The sequence below is a fragment of the Micromonospora sp. NBC_00617 genome, assembly GCF_045161355.1.
Taxonomy (GTDB): Bacteria; Actinomycetota; Actinomycetes; order Mycobacteriales; family Micromonosporaceae; genus Micromonospora.
The window spans coordinates 5,310,685-5,326,895 of the sequence record NZ_CP107751.1 but is presented as its reverse complement, the minus strand read 5'-3'; the positions used below and the strand labels follow the sequence as shown (position 1 = coordinate 5,326,895).

Sequence of the window (16,211 nt, the reverse complement as noted above, 5' to 3'; positions counted from 1 at the left end):
TGGTTAGATTCGTACCGTGCTGGGCCTACCTGCTCATGTGACCGCCTGTCTCTTCGATCTGGACGGTGTGCTGACGCAGACCGCCCGGGTGCACAACGCCGCCTGGACGAAGACGTTCGACGAGTTCCTGCGGCAGCGCGCCACGGCGACCGGAGAACCCTTCCAGCCGTTCGACCCCGGCCCGGACTACAACCGCTACGTCGACGGCCGGCCCCGCGCCGACGGCGTCCGGTCGTTCCTCGCCTCCCGGGGCATCGTGCTTCCCGAGGGCAGCCCCGACGACCCGCCGGACGCCGACACCGTCAACGGTGTCGGCAACCGCAAGAACGTCCTGCTGCTGGAACAGCTGCGCACCTCCGGCGTCGAGGTCTACCCGGGTTCGGTGCGCTATCTACAGGCGGCGACCACCGCCGGGCTGCGTCGGGCGGTGGTCACCGCGAGCGCGAACGGGCGCGAGGTGATCGCCGCGGCCGGTCTGGAGACCCTGTTGGAGGCGCGGGTCGACGGGCTCGTCGCCCGCGAGCAGAAGCTGCGCGGCAAGCCGCAGCCCGACACCTTCCTGGCCGGCGCCAGGATCCTCGGTGTGGACCCCGCCCAGGCCGCCGTCTTCGAGGACGCGCTCTCCGGGGTGGCCGCCGGCCGGGCCGGCGGTTTCGGGTACGTGATCGGTGTCGACCGGGTGGGACAGGCCGACGAACTGCTCGCACACGGCGCCGACATCGTGGTGAAGGATCTCGCGGACCTACTCGACGCGGCCGACGCCGACCCGCCGGCACCACGTTCCGCCGGCGACACCGCTGGCCGGACGCCAACCGACGACCGGGGTCTCACGTGATCCGGGAACGCGCCTATCCCGTCGAGCCCTGGCACATCCGGGAGACCCGCCTGGACATGGACGTGCTGGCCCAGTCGGAGTCGGTCTTCGCGCTCTCCAACGGGCACGTCGGTCTGCGCGGCAACCTCGACGAGGGCGAGCCGCACGGCCTGCCCGGCACCTACCTCAACTCGTTCTACGAGCTGCGTCCGCTGCCGTACGCGGAGGCCGGCTACGGGTTCCCCGAGTCCGGGCAGACCATCGTCAACGTCACCAACGGCAAGCTGATCCGGCTGCTCGTCGACGACGAACCGCTCGACGTCCGCTACGGCGAGCTGTTGTCGCACGAGCGGATCCTCGACATGCGGGCCGGCACCCTGCACCGGGAGCTGCACTGGCGCTCGCCGGCCGGCCGCGAGGTCAAGGTCCGCAGCACCCGGCTCGTGTCGTTCACCCAGCGGTCGGTCGCCGCGATCAGCTACGAGGTGGAGGCCGTCGACGGCCCGCTGCGGCTGATCGTCCAGTCCGAACTGGTCGCCAACGAGTCACTGCCGGCGCAGAGCAAGGACCCCCGGGTCGCGGCGGTGCTGGAGTCGCCGTTGCAGGCCGAGGAGGAGCTGACCACCCCGGACGGCGGTCAGCTGATCCACCGCACCAAGGTCTCCGGGCTGCGGGTGGCCGCCGCCATGGAGCACGAGGTGCACGGTCCGGACCACACCACCATCGAGTCCGAGGGGTACGAGGACTGGGTACGCACCACCATCGCCTGTGTGCTCCGGCCCGGCGAGAAGCTGCGGGTGGTCAAGTACCTGACGTACAGCTGGTCCAGCCGCCGCTCGCTGCCCGCGCTCCGCGACCAGGTCGGCGCGGCGCTCGCCGGGGCCCGGCTGGACGGCTGGGACGGGCTGCACCGGGAGCAGCGCAACTACCTCGACGAGTTCTGGGATGCGGCCGACGTGCTGGTCGAGGGCGATCCGGAGGTCCAGCAGGCCGTGCGATTCGGTCTGTTCCACGTGCTCCAGGCCGGCGCCCGAGCCGAGCAGCGGCCGATCTCGGCGAAGGGGTTGACCGGCCCCGGCTACGACGGGCACGCCTTCTGGGACACCGAGATGTTCGTCCTGCCGGTGCTCACGTACACCCAGCCGAGCGCGGTGCGCAGCGCGTTGCAGTGGCGGCACAGCACGCTGGAGCAGGCCCGGGAACGGGCCGAGACGCTGAACTTCAAGGGTGCCGCTTTTCCCTGGCGGACCATCGAGGGGCCGGAATCCTCCGGGTACTGGCCGGCCGGCACAGCGGCGTTCCACATCGCCGCCGACATCGCCGACGCGGTCCGGCGGTACGTGCTGGTCACCGGGGACACCGTCACGGAGCGAGAGATCGGGCTGGAGCTGCTGGTGGAGACCGCCCGGCTGTGGCGCTCGATCGGGCACCACGACCGGCACGGGCAGTTCCACATCGACGGTGTCACCGGCCCCGACGAGTACACGGCGGTGAAGAACGACAACGTCTACACCAACCTGATGGCCCAGCGGAACCTGCTCACCGCCGCCGAGGTCGTGATGCGCTACCCCGATGAGGCGTTCCACCTCGGGGTCACCGACGAGGAGGCGGCGAGCTGGCGGGACGCGGCGACCTCGATGCACGTGCCGTACGACCACGAGCTGGACGTGCACCAGCAGGTGGAGGGGTTCACCCGGCTGCAGGAGTGGGACTTCCCGCACACGCCCGCGGAGAAGTACCCGCTGCTGCTGCACTACCCGTACTTCGATCTGTACCGCAAACAGGTCGTCAAGCAGGCCGACCTGGTCCTGGCCATGCACTGGCGGGGAGACGCGTTCACCCCCGAGCAGAAGGTGCGCAACTTCCTCTACTACGAACGACGGACGGTGCGCGACTCGTCGCTGTCGGCCTGCACCCAGTCGGTACTCGCCGCCGAGGTGGGCCATCCCGACCTGGCGCACATCTACCTGCGCGAGGCCGCGCTGATGGACCTGCACGACCTCAACGAGAACACGCGCGACGGCGTGCACATGGCCTCGCTGGCCGGCGCGTGGCTCGCCCTGGTCAGCGGGTTCGGCGGGCTGCGCGATCACGACGGTGAGCTGTCGTTCGCGCCCCGGCTCTCCAGCCGGCTCACCCGCCTGGAGTTCTCCCTCCAGTGGCGGGGGCTGGCGCTGCGGGTGGACGTCCGGCCGCACCAGACGACGTACTCGCTGCGCCACGGTGGCCCGGACGACGTCGTGGAGCTACGCCACCACGACCAGATGCTGCGGGTCACCTGCAACGAGCCGGTGACCGTGCCGGTGCCGCCGGCCGAGCCCTCGGGGCCGCCGCCGGAGCAGCCACCGGGTCGGTCGCCGTTGTTGCGGCTGCCCGAGCACGAGCAGTGACGGCCGGGGCGGGAGTGTTCCCGCCCCGGCCGCCACGCGCGTACGTCAGACCGGCTCGCCGGTCGAGGGCCGTCCGATAGCGTCCCGCGGCGCGGCTGCCTTGGGATCGTCGGGCAGCCGGGCCGAGGCGGCCTGGTCCCCGAAGTCCTGGTTGCGCTCCGCGTCCTGTTCACGCTGGGCGCGCTCGGCCATCTGCTGCTGCCGGGAGATCTGCTGCTTGGCCATGGTGATCCTCGCGATCCGTCGGGGCGCGGGTGCGCCGACACGGTCTGCGGTCGGTCGTCGCGTACCCGGCGGCCAATCCGGCAAACGCCGTCCCCGTGGCGGCGCGACGGGGCGGGCGCGGGGGCGTGCGACGCGGCGGGTGGGGTAAGCGGACCCAAAGGCGAGCACGCGGAGGTGCGGCATGGACGAGCAGCGCAGCACGGTGAGCATTCCGGTCCGGGACGCCGAGCTTCCCGCCGATCTGATGCTGCCCGCACGGCCGGTCGGCGTGGTGCTGTTCGCGCACGGCAGCGGCAGCTCGCGGCACAGCCCGCGCAACGTCGCGGTGGCCCGGACGCTGACCGGTCGCGGCCTCGCCACCGTGCTGGTGGATCTGCTCACCCCGGCCGAGGACGAGCTGGACACGCGCACCGCCGAACTACGGTTCGACATCGGGATGTTGGCCCGCCGGCTGGCCGGGATCGTCGACTGGTTGGCGGCCGAACGCCCCGCCGGTGACGTGCCGATCGGTCTCTTCGGTGCCAGCACGGGCGCCGCCGCCGCGCTGGTCGCGGCCGCGTCCCGCGCCGACCGGGTGGGCGCGGTGGTCTCCCGGGGCGGCCGACCCGACCTGGCCGGCGCCGCCCTGGCCCAGGTGCGTACGCCGACGTTGCTGCTGGTCGGCGGCCTGGACGAGGAAGTGATCACGCTCAACGAGCAGGCGCTCACCGAGCTGGGGGAGGTCGGCGAGCTGTGGGTGGTGCCGGGTGCCACCCATCTCTTCGAGGAGCCCGGCGCGCTCGACCAGGTCGCCGAACACGCCGGCGCCTGGTTCACCACCCATCTCGCCCGGACGACCGCCGCCCCCCGCCGCTCATGAGAGTGCCGGCGCGTCCGGGGTGGAGCGGCGGCGCTGGACGGTGTCGATGACCCGCCAGAGGACAGCGGTGATCGGAACGATGACGAAGGCGCCGGCGATGCCCGCGATCAGGGTGCCGGCGGTGACCGCCACCAGGATCACGGCCGGGTGCAGGCGCACCTGGCGCTTCATGACCAGCGGCTCCAACAGGTTGCCTTCGATCTGCTGCACCGCGACCACCGCGGCGAGAGTGAGCAGAGCGGTCGTCGGCCCGTTGGCCGCCAGCGCCACCAGCACCGCCACCGCGCCGGCCACCGTCGCCCCGATGATCGGTACGAAGCCGCCGAGGAAAGTGATCAGCGCCAGCGGCAGGGCCAGCGGCACCCGCAGCAGCACCAGGGCCAGGCCGATGCCGATCGCGTCGATCGCGGCGATCAGCATGGTCCCCCGGCTGTACGCGCCCAGCGTCTGCCAGCCGGCCCGGCCGGCCTCGGCCATCACCGGTCGGTTCGAACCGGTCATCCGGGACAGCACCCAGTGCCACATCGACCGGCCGTCCTTGAGTAGGAAGAAGAGCAGCACCAGGGCGAGCAGCGCGGAGCCGACGATCTCGCTGGCCGTCCGGGCGCCAGCCACCGGGTCCGGAGAGCTGCCGCTGAGCCCTTCCCGGGCCTGGTCGATCAGCTTGTCGAGTTGGGCGTCGCTGACCGGCAGGGTGGACGTGACGAAGTCGCGGCTGCGGTCCAGCCCCTGGGTCAGCTCCTGACTGAGTTGGTCGAACTGGCTGGCGGTGAGGTTCCACACCAGCGCGCCGACCCCCAGCAGGATGCCGAGCAGCAGCAGGACGGTGAGCAGCGCGGCCGGTGCCGCAGGCAGGCGCAGGCGGCGCAGCCGAAGCAGCACCGGGTCGAGCAGCGCGGTGAGGAAGATGGTGGCGGCCAGGGCGATGGCCAGCGGGGCCAGCAGGACGGCGAGCCGACCCAGCAGGTAGAGCCCGGCGATGATCACCACCAGGCAGGCGCTCCACAGCACCGAGGTCCGGACCAGCCAGGGCAGGCTGGCCCACGCCTGGCGCGCGCCGGGCTCCCCGGTCGTCGGCGCGGCGCCGGTCGTGGACGCGGCGCCGGTCGTCGGCGCGGCGTCCGCCCCGGGTTCGTCTGCCGTCATGTCGGCCCTCCTCGATCTCGGCGAGGTCGGTACCCGGCCGGCGATGCGCCGACACCCGAATCGCGCCAACGCTCGGCTCGCCGTCGGAGTGACCGATGCGTTCCGGACGGTCCGGGGCGTGCCGCCCGCGCGGATCGTACGTCGGCGCGGGCCGATCGGCCGGGCCTTCACCATCACCCGTCCGGACCGTCGGTGTTTGCGCCGACCGGCCCAGGGAACGCGAATGACAACGACCCGAGGAGGAGCGCCGTGGGTGACTTCATGGACAAGGCCAAGGACGTCGAGGGCAAGCACGACAAGCAGGTCGACCAGGGCATGGAGAAGGCCGGCGACATGGCCGACAAGCGCACGGGCGGCAAGTACGACGACCAGATCGACAAGGGCGTGGACCAGGCGCAGGCGCGTACCGGTGAGGGTGACCAGGTCCGCTGACAGGCCGGACGTCTCCCGGGCCGCCGAGGTGTCGGCGGCCCGGGATCGTCCCTGTCGGACGGTACGTCGGTCAGCGCTGCTGCTTCTCGCGTAGCTCGTCCATCGACGTCGGCCGGTGCAGTGCGTCACGCATCCGGTCGATCATCCCGGTGCCGGGGGCGAGCAGCTTGTTCGCCGGGGGTGGTCCGGCGCGCTCGGGTGGGGCCGGGTCGGCGCGACCTTCTTGAACGCCGTCACCTTCCCGGCCAGCTCGACCAGCTCCTCGCGAGCCGCGGCGGCGCGCAGCCGGGGGAAGAGGTCGTTCTCCTCGTCCTGCACGTGGTGGCGGATGGTGCTGGTCAGGTGGGCGAGCAGTTCGTCGAAGCGGGGGTCGGACGGGTCGACCGACTCCAGGTCCTTCATGGTCCGTTCGGCCTCGGCGTGTCGATCTCGTGGTCCGCGATCTGGTCGCCGTCGGGCAGTGCCTTGCGTGCCGTCGGATAGACGTACGCCTCCTCGGCCACCGCGTGCCGGACCAGCTCGGCGATAACCACGTCGGTGAGCTGGCGGCGGTACTCGGGACTATGGCCGCCGATGGATGTGACGGCGGATCCGTCGTTAGTGGTCGCCCGGACGGCCGGTGCCGACGGTGTCTCTGGTGCGCGGGGACGGAGGGCCACAATTGGCCGGACGTCCTCGGGGTAACCGCCGCCATGGCCGACGACCGCCCACCAGCCGATCGGGACCGGTCGCCGCTCGGCGAGGCTGCCGAGCGGAGCGGCCAGGCGGTTCAACGGGTGCGACACCGCCTGCACCGCGCCCGGCCGACTCGGGCCACCCAGGCGCGTCGGCGAGCGCACCACGCGGACCGCAGACGCGACGACCGGGCCGGCCTCTCCGCGAGGAAGAGACCGGCCCGGTGAACCGTCAGGGTCAGGAGGAGTAGCCGCGCTCGGCGATCCAGTTGGCGATCTTCGGCAGGCTCATCCAGTACTCACCGAGTGCCGGGTTGGCCGGGTCGGCGACGCGGATGCTGTCCCCGCCGTCGCGGTAGCCGACGAGCGTCAGGTAGTGGCCGCCCTCGTACGAGTGCGGGTTGCCGTCGGTGTCCACGGTCGTGCCCTTGATGTTGGCCACCACCGGTCGGCCGGCGTCGATCGCGGCCAGGAGGTCCCGGCGTAGCTGCTCGACCTGGTCGGGTCGGGCCACCGAGTCACGGATCTCGGTGGTCCGGTAGCGACCGCCGGTCAGCTCGTTGAGCACGCGGGTGGTGTCCAGGGCCGACGGTGTGCCCGCCTCCGTGGTGCCGAGCCGCTTGGCCACCTCGTCCTGGGACAGCGCCTTGCCCTGCGCGGAGAGCGCGATCCGGGTCGCGGCGGGGCCGCAGTAGAAGAAGTTCGGCTGGGCCTGGTAGTCGACGTCGAGAATTCGTTCCGCGCTGCGGTTGGTCTGGCTCGACGAGGATGGGGTGCCCTGCACGGGGGCTGCCTGCGCGGCGACTGCAGGGCCGAGGGCGCAACCGCCGGCGACCAGCAGGCCGACGACGGACAGGCCGCTCTTCTGCACGATCGGGTTCATGGTCGAGTCTCCGTTCGGGGGGTGTGCCGCCTCCGTGGCGGTCTCGGCCGTGCATACCGGGGACGTAACGGCTCTGCTTCGGCCGACATTCCGTCGCCGGCTGCCGCTCGGGCGTCGCGACCAGGTGAAACGACTACCGGTGGTGCGGGATTCCGCAGGACGGCGTGCGACCGCGAGGGGCCCCGGAACGGGCATTGCGGCATGAAGCGGACAGTGTGCCGGTGCCGGCTCAGAGGCTCCCGAGCAGCCCCGTCACGGTGATCTCGATGACCACGCGCTCCGGATTCGGGCGTGGGGTCCGATACCGCTCGGCGTAGCGGCGCTCCGCCTCAGCGACGGCGGCCCGATCCGACCGGAGCACCGCCCGGCCCTCGATCGTCAGCCAGCGGCGGCCGTCCACGTGGCAGAGCGCCACCGGAGTGCCGTCGGGGCCGGCGGCGGCCACCTGCCGAGCCTTGCGGGACGTGCCCGAGGTGATCACCCGGGCCAGTCCGGCCGCCGGGTCGAGAGTGACCCCGACGGGCACCACGTGCGGGGTGCCGTCGGCGCGCAGGGTGGTCAGTGTCGCCAGGTGCCGTTCCGCGCAGAAGGCGGCCACCCGGTCGTCGCGGATGTCCAGCCGATGATCGCCCGCCACGTCCGTCCCCCGTCCTGTGCACCAACCTCGATCATCGTACGGAGCGGGCGCGGTCCGGATCAGGCGGCGCGTCCGGCTGCCCGGGCAGGCGACGGCCGGCCGCCCGGCGCTTGTGGGCGAGCCGCGTGAGATAGATCAGCGCGCCGGCCAGAACGCCCATGTCGTCCAGGTAGATCGGGTCCGGGAGGATGTCCACCGGGAAGATCGTGTAGATCAGCGCCCCGTAGAAGGCGACCTTGCCGCCCGCGCCCAGCCCGGTCAGCAGCCGCCTCGTTCGCACCAGGCGTACCGCCAGCACCACCGCGCCGACCAGCGTCGCGATCGCCAGGATGCCGGCGATCACCACGAGGACCCACCCCTGTCGGGACATGCCGTCACGCTAACCCACCAGCACCGGTCCGGCCCGGTTCGCCGGGTCGCGGAGAACCGGAACCGCCGGGCCACCGAGTCAGAACGCCGGCACCGCCGCCCGACCCCGGGCGACCACCGCGTTCTCCCGGGTCTGCTCGACCGACGGCCGGAGGACCTCGCTGAGCGGCAGCACCGACGCCGACTCCGCCACCCGCCGCCCGGTCGCCGCGTGGGCCTCCTCGCGAAGGCTGCGAGCCGCCGCCACGGCCAGCTCCGCGGCCCGCCAGGCGGCCTGCTCCCGCTCCTGGGCGGCGACGTGCCGGGCCGCCAGGTTGTCGCGGACCGCCCGCTGCAGCACGAGTTCCTGCTCGACGGGGTGCAGCCGCGGGTCCCAGCCGTCGCGGTGCGCGAAGACGTCGCTGAGCTGCTCCACCGACAGCTCCCGCCGCCAGTACGCGTCCAGCGCGGCCCGGTGCAGGTAGCGCTCCCGGTCGGCGTACTCGGCGGGGGTCCGGACGGTCTGCGGCAGCGGCATCGCGGCTGCCCCGCCGAGCCGCCGTACGCCGGCCTCGGCCGCCTCCAGCGCCTGCCAGGCGGCTTCGACGGTCTCCTGGGCGGCCACCCACTCGGCCCGTCGACGCTGGGCGGTGGTGGTGGCGCGCTCGGCGGCCACCGCGATCTCCTGCGCGTAGCGGCTCTGCTCCCGCTCCTGGAGCGCCTGTTCGAGTTGGCTGGGCATGGCGGCGTTGCGGATCCGGGCGGTCGGGTCGAGGCGGAGCCGGCCGGGTCGCAGCAGGAGCGCGGCGACGGCGACCACCACCACCCCGAGCAGGCTCAGCCAGATGGCGGCGGCCCGGGGCACGTCGGGCAGGACGGCGGAGAGGACGGTCTGCATGATCAGCACCTCGCGGTCGAACGACGGTATCGACGGATGGGTCCTGACGGCACCGGGCCGGTCGCTCGACTGGTGTCGACGCGCCGGGTTCCAAGTGGTCGGGGTGAGCTGCGGATGGCCGCCCGAGGCTCGGGCCGATCCCCGCTGGGCGGGAGTGGGGAGCCGATCGGGTCTGGCTGCGGGTAGCGCCGGTGGCGGCGGCCCGGGCACCGGACGCACGACCCGGAGCCGGGTCACGGGGAGCGTCGGGTGGCCTGACGGCCTGGGTTCAGCTGGCGGGAGGGCCGCGTCGGGGCGGGGTGCCGCGGCCGGGCTCAGCGGCCGGCGCGTGCTCCGCGCCCGCGAGGACCGGGCCGGTCGGCGCGGCGACGACGGCTTCGCTGCCCGGTCGGGGCGCGGCCGGCTGGCTCGTACGCTCGGTGGCCGCGACGGCCTCGGGTCGAACGGCGTCCACCCGGCTGCTCACGGCGCTGGGCCGCAACTGCGCCTGAGCGGACGGCGGGGTGGCGGCGAGCGCGCCGCCGAGGCCGACCGCGAGCACCAGCGCGGTGACCGCCAGCCGGGTCAGCTCCCGCAGTGACCACAGCACGGCCCACCGGGCTGGGCGGACCAGGGCTGCGGACGACACCCAACCAACCTATCGCCCGACCCGGCGTGGCGCAGCACGACAGCGGGCGCAATGGGAGTGACCGCCACCACTGTGCACACTGTGGACGGTGGTGACCTGCGGCCGCACCGTCTCCGGGTGCGAGGGCCGAGGCCGAGGGCCGAACCACGGTGACCCCCGCCGCAGCAGGCGGCAGGGGTCACTCGGGTATCTCGTACGGCGTCGGCGCCGTCGGCGGGTCAGCCGGCGGTGCCGAGCACCGGCGGCGCGGCGTCCCCGCCGTCCTGCCACACCATCTCGTCCTCGGTCAGCCAGGTCAGCCGCTCGTCGGACTCGTCGTCCTCGGAGCGACCGTGCCCGCCGAGCACCCCGGGGCGGTTGCCACCCGGGCCGTTGCCCGTCAGACCCTGGCGTCCACCCGCGGCCGCCCGACCGGGCTCACCGCGGCGGCCGTCGATGCTCCGCCCGACGCCACTGGCGGAACGGCTCTCGGCGGCGGCTGCGGCACCGCCGGTCGGCCGGGCCGCCGTGGTGGGCGTGCTGCTCGACCCGGCGAGCGCGGAGGTGCGCAGGACCCCACCGGCCGGTGCCCCGCCTGGTGCCCCGAACAGCAGGTTCGGCCCGCCCGAGGCGCTGGCAGCCACGGTGGTGGCCGGTCCGGACAGCCCGGCCGCCCCGCCGGTGGGCAGGGCCCCGCCGAGCAGCGGGTCCGCGCCGGCGAGGGAGGTGGTGCTGCCCTCGGGGTCGCTGCCGGAGCCCTCCGGCCCGATCGCGACGACCGAGGTGCCGCCGTCGTGGCCGGGGACGGAACCGCCCCCGCCGGCCGGCGGATGTGCCACCCCGTCGGGCGTCGCGACGGTAGCGCCGCCCGTGTGCGCGGTCAGGCCGGTGGCGGTCGGAGCGGCCGACGGCGTCGTGGTGGCCGGGCCGCTGCGCGGCGTCGGCCGGTCCTGGTTGGTCGTCTGTGGAGTGTCCGGGTGGGGGTGGGGCGGGTCGACCACCCGGTCGTAGGCGGAGAGGTCGTAGCCGGCGGCCAGCTCGGCCACCACGTTCACCATCCGCTGGTGGGCCTTCTCCTGCTCTTCCTTGTCCTGCTGGTGGCCCATGATGCCCCCGACCACGGCGCCGGGCAGGCCGAAGGTGGCTCCCTTGAGCGCGCCCGAGATGGCCTTGTCGTTGTCGTCGGTCTCTTCCGGGCTCTCGGCCTGCTTGTGCGCGGTGCGCAACTGGCCGGCCATCATGGTGAGGCCCTGCTTGATGCCGGACATGCCCTCGCCCAGCGCGTCAGAATGGTCGACGATCAGCGTCAGCCGTCGCTGGAACTCCCGACCTGCCGGGCCCGTCCAGGTGTTGCCGAGCTTCTCGAGGTCGCCGCTCAGCTCCCGGCCGAGGCCGTCCAGGATGCCCTTGAGGGCGGCCCACTGGGCGGCGATCCCCTCGATCTGCTCCGGCTTGCCGGCCATCACGGCGTCGTACAGCTCGCGGTGGCTCTTGTCCTGGTAGCGCTGGGTGTACTCAGACACTGCCGTCCCCCTTCGGCTGCAACGCCCGGTCGACACCGGTCAGCGCAGCCGTGATGTCGGTGGCGTTGGCCGCGTTACGCGCCTCGGCGGTGCGGTAGTTGGCCAGGATGGTGCTGGTCGCCTGCTGCGCCGCCAGCACCGCCTGCCGGAGCCGCTCAGCCTGATCCACGTACGACTGGTGGACCTCGCTGTAGCGGCGCGAATTCTGGGTGGCGTCGGTGAACGAACCCAACGCCGGTGGGCTGCACTGCATCTCGGTGTTGAGCTTGCGCAGCACCGACTCGGCCTGGCTCAGCCGCGACGCCAGGTGCAGATGGAAGTCCTCAAGGGACAGCAGGTCGACTTCCGTACGCCCGGTCATGGCAACATCCCCGTCGTTCTGGTTGACAACCGTCAGCGAGCCCAGGTTAGTCCACTGCCGCGACCCCGGGCGACCCGTCGGAACGGGTCAGTCGTCGGCGCCGGTCGATGCCCCGAGCGACCCGCCGCCCGTGCCGCCGCTCGCCGGGGCGTCCGTGGCCGGGGTGGACGACGTCGGCTGCGGCACCGACGCGGACGCCGACGCGTCACCGGGTGCGAACTGCACGAGCGCGTCCTCCCGGTTCAGCGTGGGCCCGGTCGGGATCAACGCGAGCAGCGAGCCGGGCACCGCCAGCGGGGTGACCCCTTCGTAGCCGAGCGCCCCCAGCGTCTCGGCGGAACCGAGCGGGTACCGGACACCCTGCGGGCTGATCAGGTAGACCGTCGCGCCGGCGGCGCCGGACCCGCTGGTGCCGGCGCCGGGCGCGGCCTGGGCCAGTACGCCCTTGCCGCCGGGCAGCAGCACCGACTCGGCCGTACGCACCGCGTCCCGGTTGGTCTGGCGCACCGGCACCGAGCCGGGCTCGTCCGCCGTCAACTCCGCCGGAGCCCGGTCGAAGACCTCCAGCGTGGTGGTCGGGGGACCACCAGCGGTGCCGGCCCGGTACGTCGCGCAGAGCAGCGTCTGCCCGGCCCGGGCCTGGTACAGGGTGGGCAGCGTCCGGGGCATTCCATCCGCGTCCACCCGCTGCTCGGTCAACAGTCGGCCGGCCTGGTCCGGCGTGATGTCGGTGATCTGACCGCCGCCACTGATGAGCAGCAGGGCGGTGATCTCACTGATCGAGACGAGGCCCTCCCGCGCGAGCACGTAGTGCTGCCCCGCCGCCTGGAAGACCTGACCGATGGTGGCGGGCCGCCCGGCGACGCTCAGCCCGCTGCGCTCGCCCATGTCGGCCAGCGACGGCTTGCGCAGCGGCGGCCCGGCCGGTACGGCGTTGAGCAGTTGCTGCCCGACCGGCAGCGGCGCCGTGCCCGTCATCCGCAACGCCGCGACCGCCTGGTCACCACCGCGAACCTCCAGCCGGGAGTTGCCGGTGAGCAGGTGCCGCTGACCGTCCACGGTGACCAGCACCGCCCGGTCGCCGAGCGGCGCACCGCCGGGCAGCGCGCGGTCGATCACGACGCGAGTGGTGGAGTGGCGCGGGTCGGCCGGGTCGGGCACGTCGCAGACGGACCACGGCAGGCCGGTCAGCGACTTGCGGTCCGGCAGCGCGTCGGGCGCGCCGACGATGCCGACGGTGTGCCCCCGTGGCCGGTCGCGCAGCGCAGCCTGCGACATGGTGCGTACCGCGGGGTCGGGCTCATTGAGGATCAGCCGTGCGGAGGCGTAGTTGAGCGTCGGATGCAGCTCCCCCTCGGCGAACACGTACGTCGCGCCGGTCTCCCGCTCGATGACCAGGGTGTTCTCTTCCAGCGGCGCGGCGTTCCCGGTCAACTGGCCGTACGCGCCCACGCCGCCGAGCACTACCGCCGCGGCGATCACACTGCCGAAGACCGCCATGCCGAGCCGTCGCATCGGCAGGTTGGTCGTCTCCGGATCGCCCGACACGAGCGCGGAGACGATCCGACGGGTGACGAAGCGGTACGCCTGCACCTGATCGCGGCGGGTCCGCATGACTTACCTCCGGCGGGGTGGATCCGCGACGATGTCCTCGGGGTGCCGTCGCGGGCTTCCCTACGATAAGGGGCCGGCGGCGGGTCCTCGGGGCCACCGCCGGATCGGCGCCGGGCCGACCCGGTGCAGAGCCGTACCGTCCAGGAGGGACAGTCAGCGATGACGCAGGTCCAGGCGCCACCCGCCCGAGCGGTCACGAGACCGTCCGACGTCCCGGCGCGGGTCACCCCGGCGGCCGACCGACCGGATCGGGGTCGCATCGGTCCGGTGTTGGTCGGCCAGCTCGTCGTACTCGAGGTGTGTGCCCTCGCCGTCTGGGCCGCGACGGCCGGGCCGAGCTGGCTGCTCGCCGCGGTCGCCGTCCTGGCGGTGGCGGTCGTGGTGGCCGCGTTCGCCCGTCGTGGCGGTCGCTGGTGGTTCGACGACGTGCTGCTGCGTCGCCGGCTGCGCCACCGCCGCGAACGGGCGGCGGCCGCGCTGGCCGACGGCACCGCCGTGGACCCCCGGCTGGCCGCGCTCGCACCCGAGCTGGGCGTCATCGAGTTGACCGATCGGGGCACCCGGCTCGGCATCGGGCAGGACGACCAGGGCTGGTTCGCCGCGGTCGCGCTGCAACCGGTCACCGGCGCCGCGGTCGGTTCGGTGGACGCGGCGAGCGTGGACCGCGCGTTGCGGGTGCTCGCCGACTTCTCGGCCCCGGTGTCCAGGGCCCAGGTGGTCGCGCACACCCTGGTCTGGTACCCGGCTCCCGGTGCGCCGCCGGCGGCGCACCGGACCGTCTGGGTGGCGCTCCGGCTCACGGTCCACGACGCACGCGTCGAGACGGTGAGTCGGGGCGGCGGGCTGCCCGGTGTCCACCGGACGCTGGCTGCCGGAATCGGCCGGTTGGGCAAGGCGCTGACGGCGGCCGGGTTGGCCCATCGGCCGCTGGGTCGCGACGAGCTGCGCGCCGCCGTGGTGTCGGCCGCCGGGCTGGACCTGGTGCCCGAGCCGCCGACGGAGAGCTGGCAGGGGCTGCGCGGCGGCGGCTGGACGCACCACTGCTTGACCCTGCGGGGCCGCCCGGACGCTCCGTTGGGTCCGCTGGTGGACGCGATCACCGCCACGTCGGCTCCCTCGCACACGGTGGCCGCGGCGGTGTCGCCCGACGGGCGCATGGCGGCGCCGCTGCTCCGGGTCGCGGCGATGGACAACCACGTCGAGGCGCTGGTCAAGGTCGTCCGGGACGTCGCGCACCGCGCCGGCACGCCGGCCCGGCCGATGGACGGGCAGCACGGCCCGGGCGTCTACGCCAGCGCGCCGGTCGCGTCGGCGCTGGGCGGCGCCGGTCGTCGGCAATCCCGCTGACGGCGGGCTGGAGCCTCCCCGGTCAGGGCCGCAGGTTGACGATCCAGCCGTACAGGCCGCAGACCCAGACGGCCAGCGGCACCAGCGCGATGATCAGCATGATCTCGACGATGTCGAGCAGCCGACCCCACACCGGCGAGATGCGCTTGCCGGCGACGGTCAGGCCGTAGATCAGGCTGACCACGGCCGCCAGCAGCAGGCCACCGAGGATCAGACCGAGCCGGACCGGAAGCGACCCACCGGCGAAGGTCGCCGCAGCGGCCAGGCCCAGCCCGACGGTGCCGGCGAGCAGCACCGGAACGCGCTGGGCCCGACCCAGGAGCGGCCGCGCCCGCAGCAACGACAGCAGGGCCAGCACCAGGCACAGCAGCACCGCCGGCAGGCGGCCGTCCAGGGCCAGCACCAGCTGCGCGCCGAGCACCAGCACGGACACCGTCCACAGCAGACCGGTGAGGAACTGGTCGGCCCGGTCGCTCCGTTCGAGCACCTGCCGCCCGTCCACCGACTCGCTGTCGGTCTTCAGGTCGTCCGGGCCGGTCGGGATCGACGGCACCGGCAGCCGGGCCAGCCGGTAGGCCACCATCGGCAGCGCCGGCACCACGCCGAACGCGACCGCCGCCACCACCGCGGCCCCGGCCGCGGCGTCGAGGTCGAGGGTCAGGCAGAGCAGCGCGCCCAGACCCGTCCCCGCGCCCACCCCGATCGCGGCGAAGAAGAGAGGGTACCGGTCACCGACGGCCACCACGGCCACCGCTCCGGCGACCACCACGGCGGTGGCCGCGAGCAGGACGTGCGGACTGGCCAGCTCGGTCAGCTTCCGGTCACCGGCGAGCAGCAGCAGGCCGCCGGTGCCCGCGTACACCAGCCCGACCATCGCCAGCACCGAACCCGTCCCGCTGTCACCCGCGGCCCGGGCGAGCACCGCCGCGCCGACCAGCAGCGCCACCGCGACCAGCAGGGCGGCCAGCGCGCCGGGCAGGTGGGGAGGGCCGGTGAACAGGGCGGCCAGGGCGCCGGCGCCGAACGCCGCCGCGGCGAACAGCACCGCGAACGATCGGGTCGCCCCGACCTGCCAGGAACCCGGCCGCTGGGTGGTCGCGGTGGCGACCGCGTCCACCACGTCGTCGAAGACGACCTCCGGCGCGGAGGCGGACCGGGGATTGAAGTACAGCACCTCACCGTCGCGGACACCGAGCTGCGCGGCCGTACGACCACCGTCCAGAGGTGCGCCACCCAGGCGGGACAATGCCCAGCCGCCGTGCCGCACTCCGTCGTCGGCCAGGTCCTCCCCGGCGTAGCGCAGCAGGGTGGGCAGAAGGTCCGCCATCGGCACGTCCGACGGCAGGGCCAGATCCATCCGGGTACGGGGGGCCACAATGGTGATCCGGCTCAGACCACCGGTCGCCGTCTTCGTCGCCACAATGGCCTCCTGGTGTCCATCTACGATCAGTGG

Annotated in this window: 18 protein-coding genes; 5 read left to right on the top strand and 13 right to left on the bottom strand. The window is 73.6% G+C overall.

Annotated elements, in window-relative coordinates; genetic code table 11:
• Positions 1-16: 16 nt before the first annotated feature.
• Together OG505_RS24465 and OG505_RS24460 are read left to right on the top strand one after the other, a co-directional pair.
• On the top strand, positions 17-835 hold the full coding sequence (locus OG505_RS24465; protein ID WP_405427925.1) for an HAD family hydrolase: 819 nt from the start codon (positions 17-19) through the stop codon (positions 833-835).
• Positions 832-3,204 (top strand): glycoside hydrolase family 65 protein, encoded by a 2,373-nt coding sequence (locus OG505_RS24460; RefSeq protein ID WP_405427923.1) that lies wholly within the window; start codon positions 832-834, stop codon positions 3,202-3,204. Before OG505_RS24465 ends, OG505_RS24460 begins: the two co-directional genes overlap by 4 nt.
• A 45-nt stretch (positions 3,205-3,249) precedes the next feature.
• Here the strand turns inward: OG505_RS24460 and OG505_RS24455 are convergent, their stop codons facing one another.
• Positions 3,250-3,429, bottom strand: a complete 180-nt coding sequence (locus tag OG505_RS24455) for a hypothetical protein (RefSeq protein WP_234591596.1) — start codon at positions 3,427-3,429, stop codon at positions 3,250-3,252.
• A 181-nt stretch (positions 3,430-3,610) separates the two neighbouring features.
• Between OG505_RS24455 and OG505_RS24450 the strand changes: the two genes are divergently transcribed.
• Complete coding sequence (locus tag OG505_RS24450) at positions 3,611-4,288, top strand: dienelactone hydrolase family protein (RefSeq protein ID WP_405427921.1); 678 nt, start codon at positions 3,611-3,613, stop codon at positions 4,286-4,288.
• Here the strand turns inward: OG505_RS24450 and OG505_RS24445 are convergent.
• Complete coding sequence (locus OG505_RS24445; RefSeq protein WP_405427919.1) at positions 4,283-5,434, bottom strand: AI-2E family transporter; 1,152 nt, start codon at positions 5,432-5,434, stop codon at positions 4,283-4,285. The two genes, OG505_RS24450 and OG505_RS24445, sit on opposite strands and share 6 nt — an antisense overlap.
• Positions 5,435-5,695: 261 nt before the next feature.
• Here OG505_RS24445 and OG505_RS24440 point away from each other — a divergent pair, with 261 nt between their 5' ends.
• Positions 5,696-5,866, top strand: a complete 171-nt coding sequence (locus OG505_RS24440; RefSeq protein ID WP_405434675.1) for an antitoxin — start codon at positions 5,696-5,698, stop codon at positions 5,864-5,866.
• Positions 5,867-6,007: 141 nt separating this feature from the next.
• On the opposite strand, the gene OG505_RS24435 is transcribed toward OG505_RS24440, so the two are convergent.
• From OG505_RS24435 to eccB, 10 genes are all read right to left on the bottom strand, one after another.
• The gene (locus OG505_RS24435; protein ID WP_405427917.1) at positions 6,008-6,268 is read right to left on the bottom strand and encodes a hypothetical protein; all 261 of its coding nucleotides are present in this window, start codon (positions 6,266-6,268) and stop codon (positions 6,008-6,010) included.
• A complete protein-coding gene (locus tag OG505_RS24430) occupies positions 6,265-6,651 on the bottom strand; it encodes a hypothetical protein (RefSeq protein WP_405427915.1) in 387 nt (128 codons plus the stop codon). Before OG505_RS24430 ends, OG505_RS24435 begins: the two co-directional genes overlap by 4 nt.
• A gap of 127 nt (positions 6,652-6,778) precedes the next feature.
• On the bottom strand, positions 6,779-7,423 hold the full coding sequence (locus OG505_RS24425; RefSeq protein ID WP_405427913.1) for a C39 family peptidase: 645 nt from the start codon (positions 7,421-7,423) through the stop codon (positions 6,779-6,781).
• A gap of 229 nt (positions 7,424-7,652) precedes the next feature.
• A complete protein-coding gene (locus OG505_RS24420; protein WP_405427911.1) occupies positions 7,653-8,060 on the bottom strand; it encodes a pyridoxamine 5'-phosphate oxidase family protein in 408 nt (135 codons plus the stop codon).
• A gap of 31 nt (positions 8,061-8,091) precedes the next feature.
• Complete coding sequence (locus OG505_RS24415; RefSeq protein WP_405427909.1) at positions 8,092-8,430, bottom strand: hypothetical protein; 339 nt, start codon at positions 8,428-8,430, stop codon at positions 8,092-8,094.
• A gap of 78 nt (positions 8,431-8,508) precedes the next feature.
• Positions 8,509-9,306, bottom strand: a complete 798-nt coding sequence (locus tag OG505_RS24410; RefSeq protein WP_405427907.1) for a hypothetical protein — start codon at positions 9,304-9,306, stop codon at positions 8,509-8,511.
• Between the two features lie 268 nt (positions 9,307-9,574).
• Positions 9,575-9,934 (bottom strand): hypothetical protein, encoded by a 360-nt coding sequence (locus tag OG505_RS24405; protein ID WP_405427905.1) that lies wholly within the window; start codon positions 9,932-9,934, stop codon positions 9,575-9,577.
• 218 nt (positions 9,935-10,152) lie between these two features.
• On the bottom strand, positions 10,153-11,436 hold the full coding sequence (locus tag OG505_RS24400; protein ID WP_405427903.1) for a hypothetical protein: 1,284 nt from the start codon (positions 11,434-11,436) through the stop codon (positions 10,153-10,155).
• Positions 11,429-11,797, bottom strand: coding sequence for a hypothetical protein (locus OG505_RS24395; protein ID WP_405427901.1), 369 nt, complete (start codon positions 11,795-11,797; stop codon positions 11,429-11,431). The genes OG505_RS24400 and OG505_RS24395 overlap by 8 nt, the downstream gene beginning before the upstream one ends.
• 87 nt (positions 11,798-11,884) lie before the next feature.
• The gene (gene eccB, locus OG505_RS24390) at positions 11,885-13,411 is read right to left on the bottom strand and encodes a type VII secretion protein EccB (RefSeq protein WP_405427899.1); all 1,527 of its coding nucleotides are present in this window, start codon (positions 13,409-13,411) and stop codon (positions 11,885-11,887) included.
• A gap of 159 nt (positions 13,412-13,570) precedes the next feature.
• Here eccB and OG505_RS24385 point away from each other — a divergent pair, with 159 nt between their 5' ends.
• Positions 13,571-14,758, top strand: a complete 1,188-nt coding sequence (locus tag OG505_RS24385) for a type VII secretion protein EccE (protein ID WP_405427896.1) — start codon at positions 13,571-13,573, stop codon at positions 14,756-14,758.
• Between the two features lie 22 nt (positions 14,759-14,780).
• Here OG505_RS24385 and eccD read toward each other — a convergent pair whose 3' ends face one another.
• Complete coding sequence (gene eccD, locus OG505_RS24380; protein WP_405427894.1) at positions 14,781-16,178, bottom strand: type VII secretion integral membrane protein EccD; 1,398 nt, start codon at positions 16,176-16,178, stop codon at positions 14,781-14,783.
• Between the last annotated feature and the right edge of the window lie 33 nt (positions 16,179-16,211).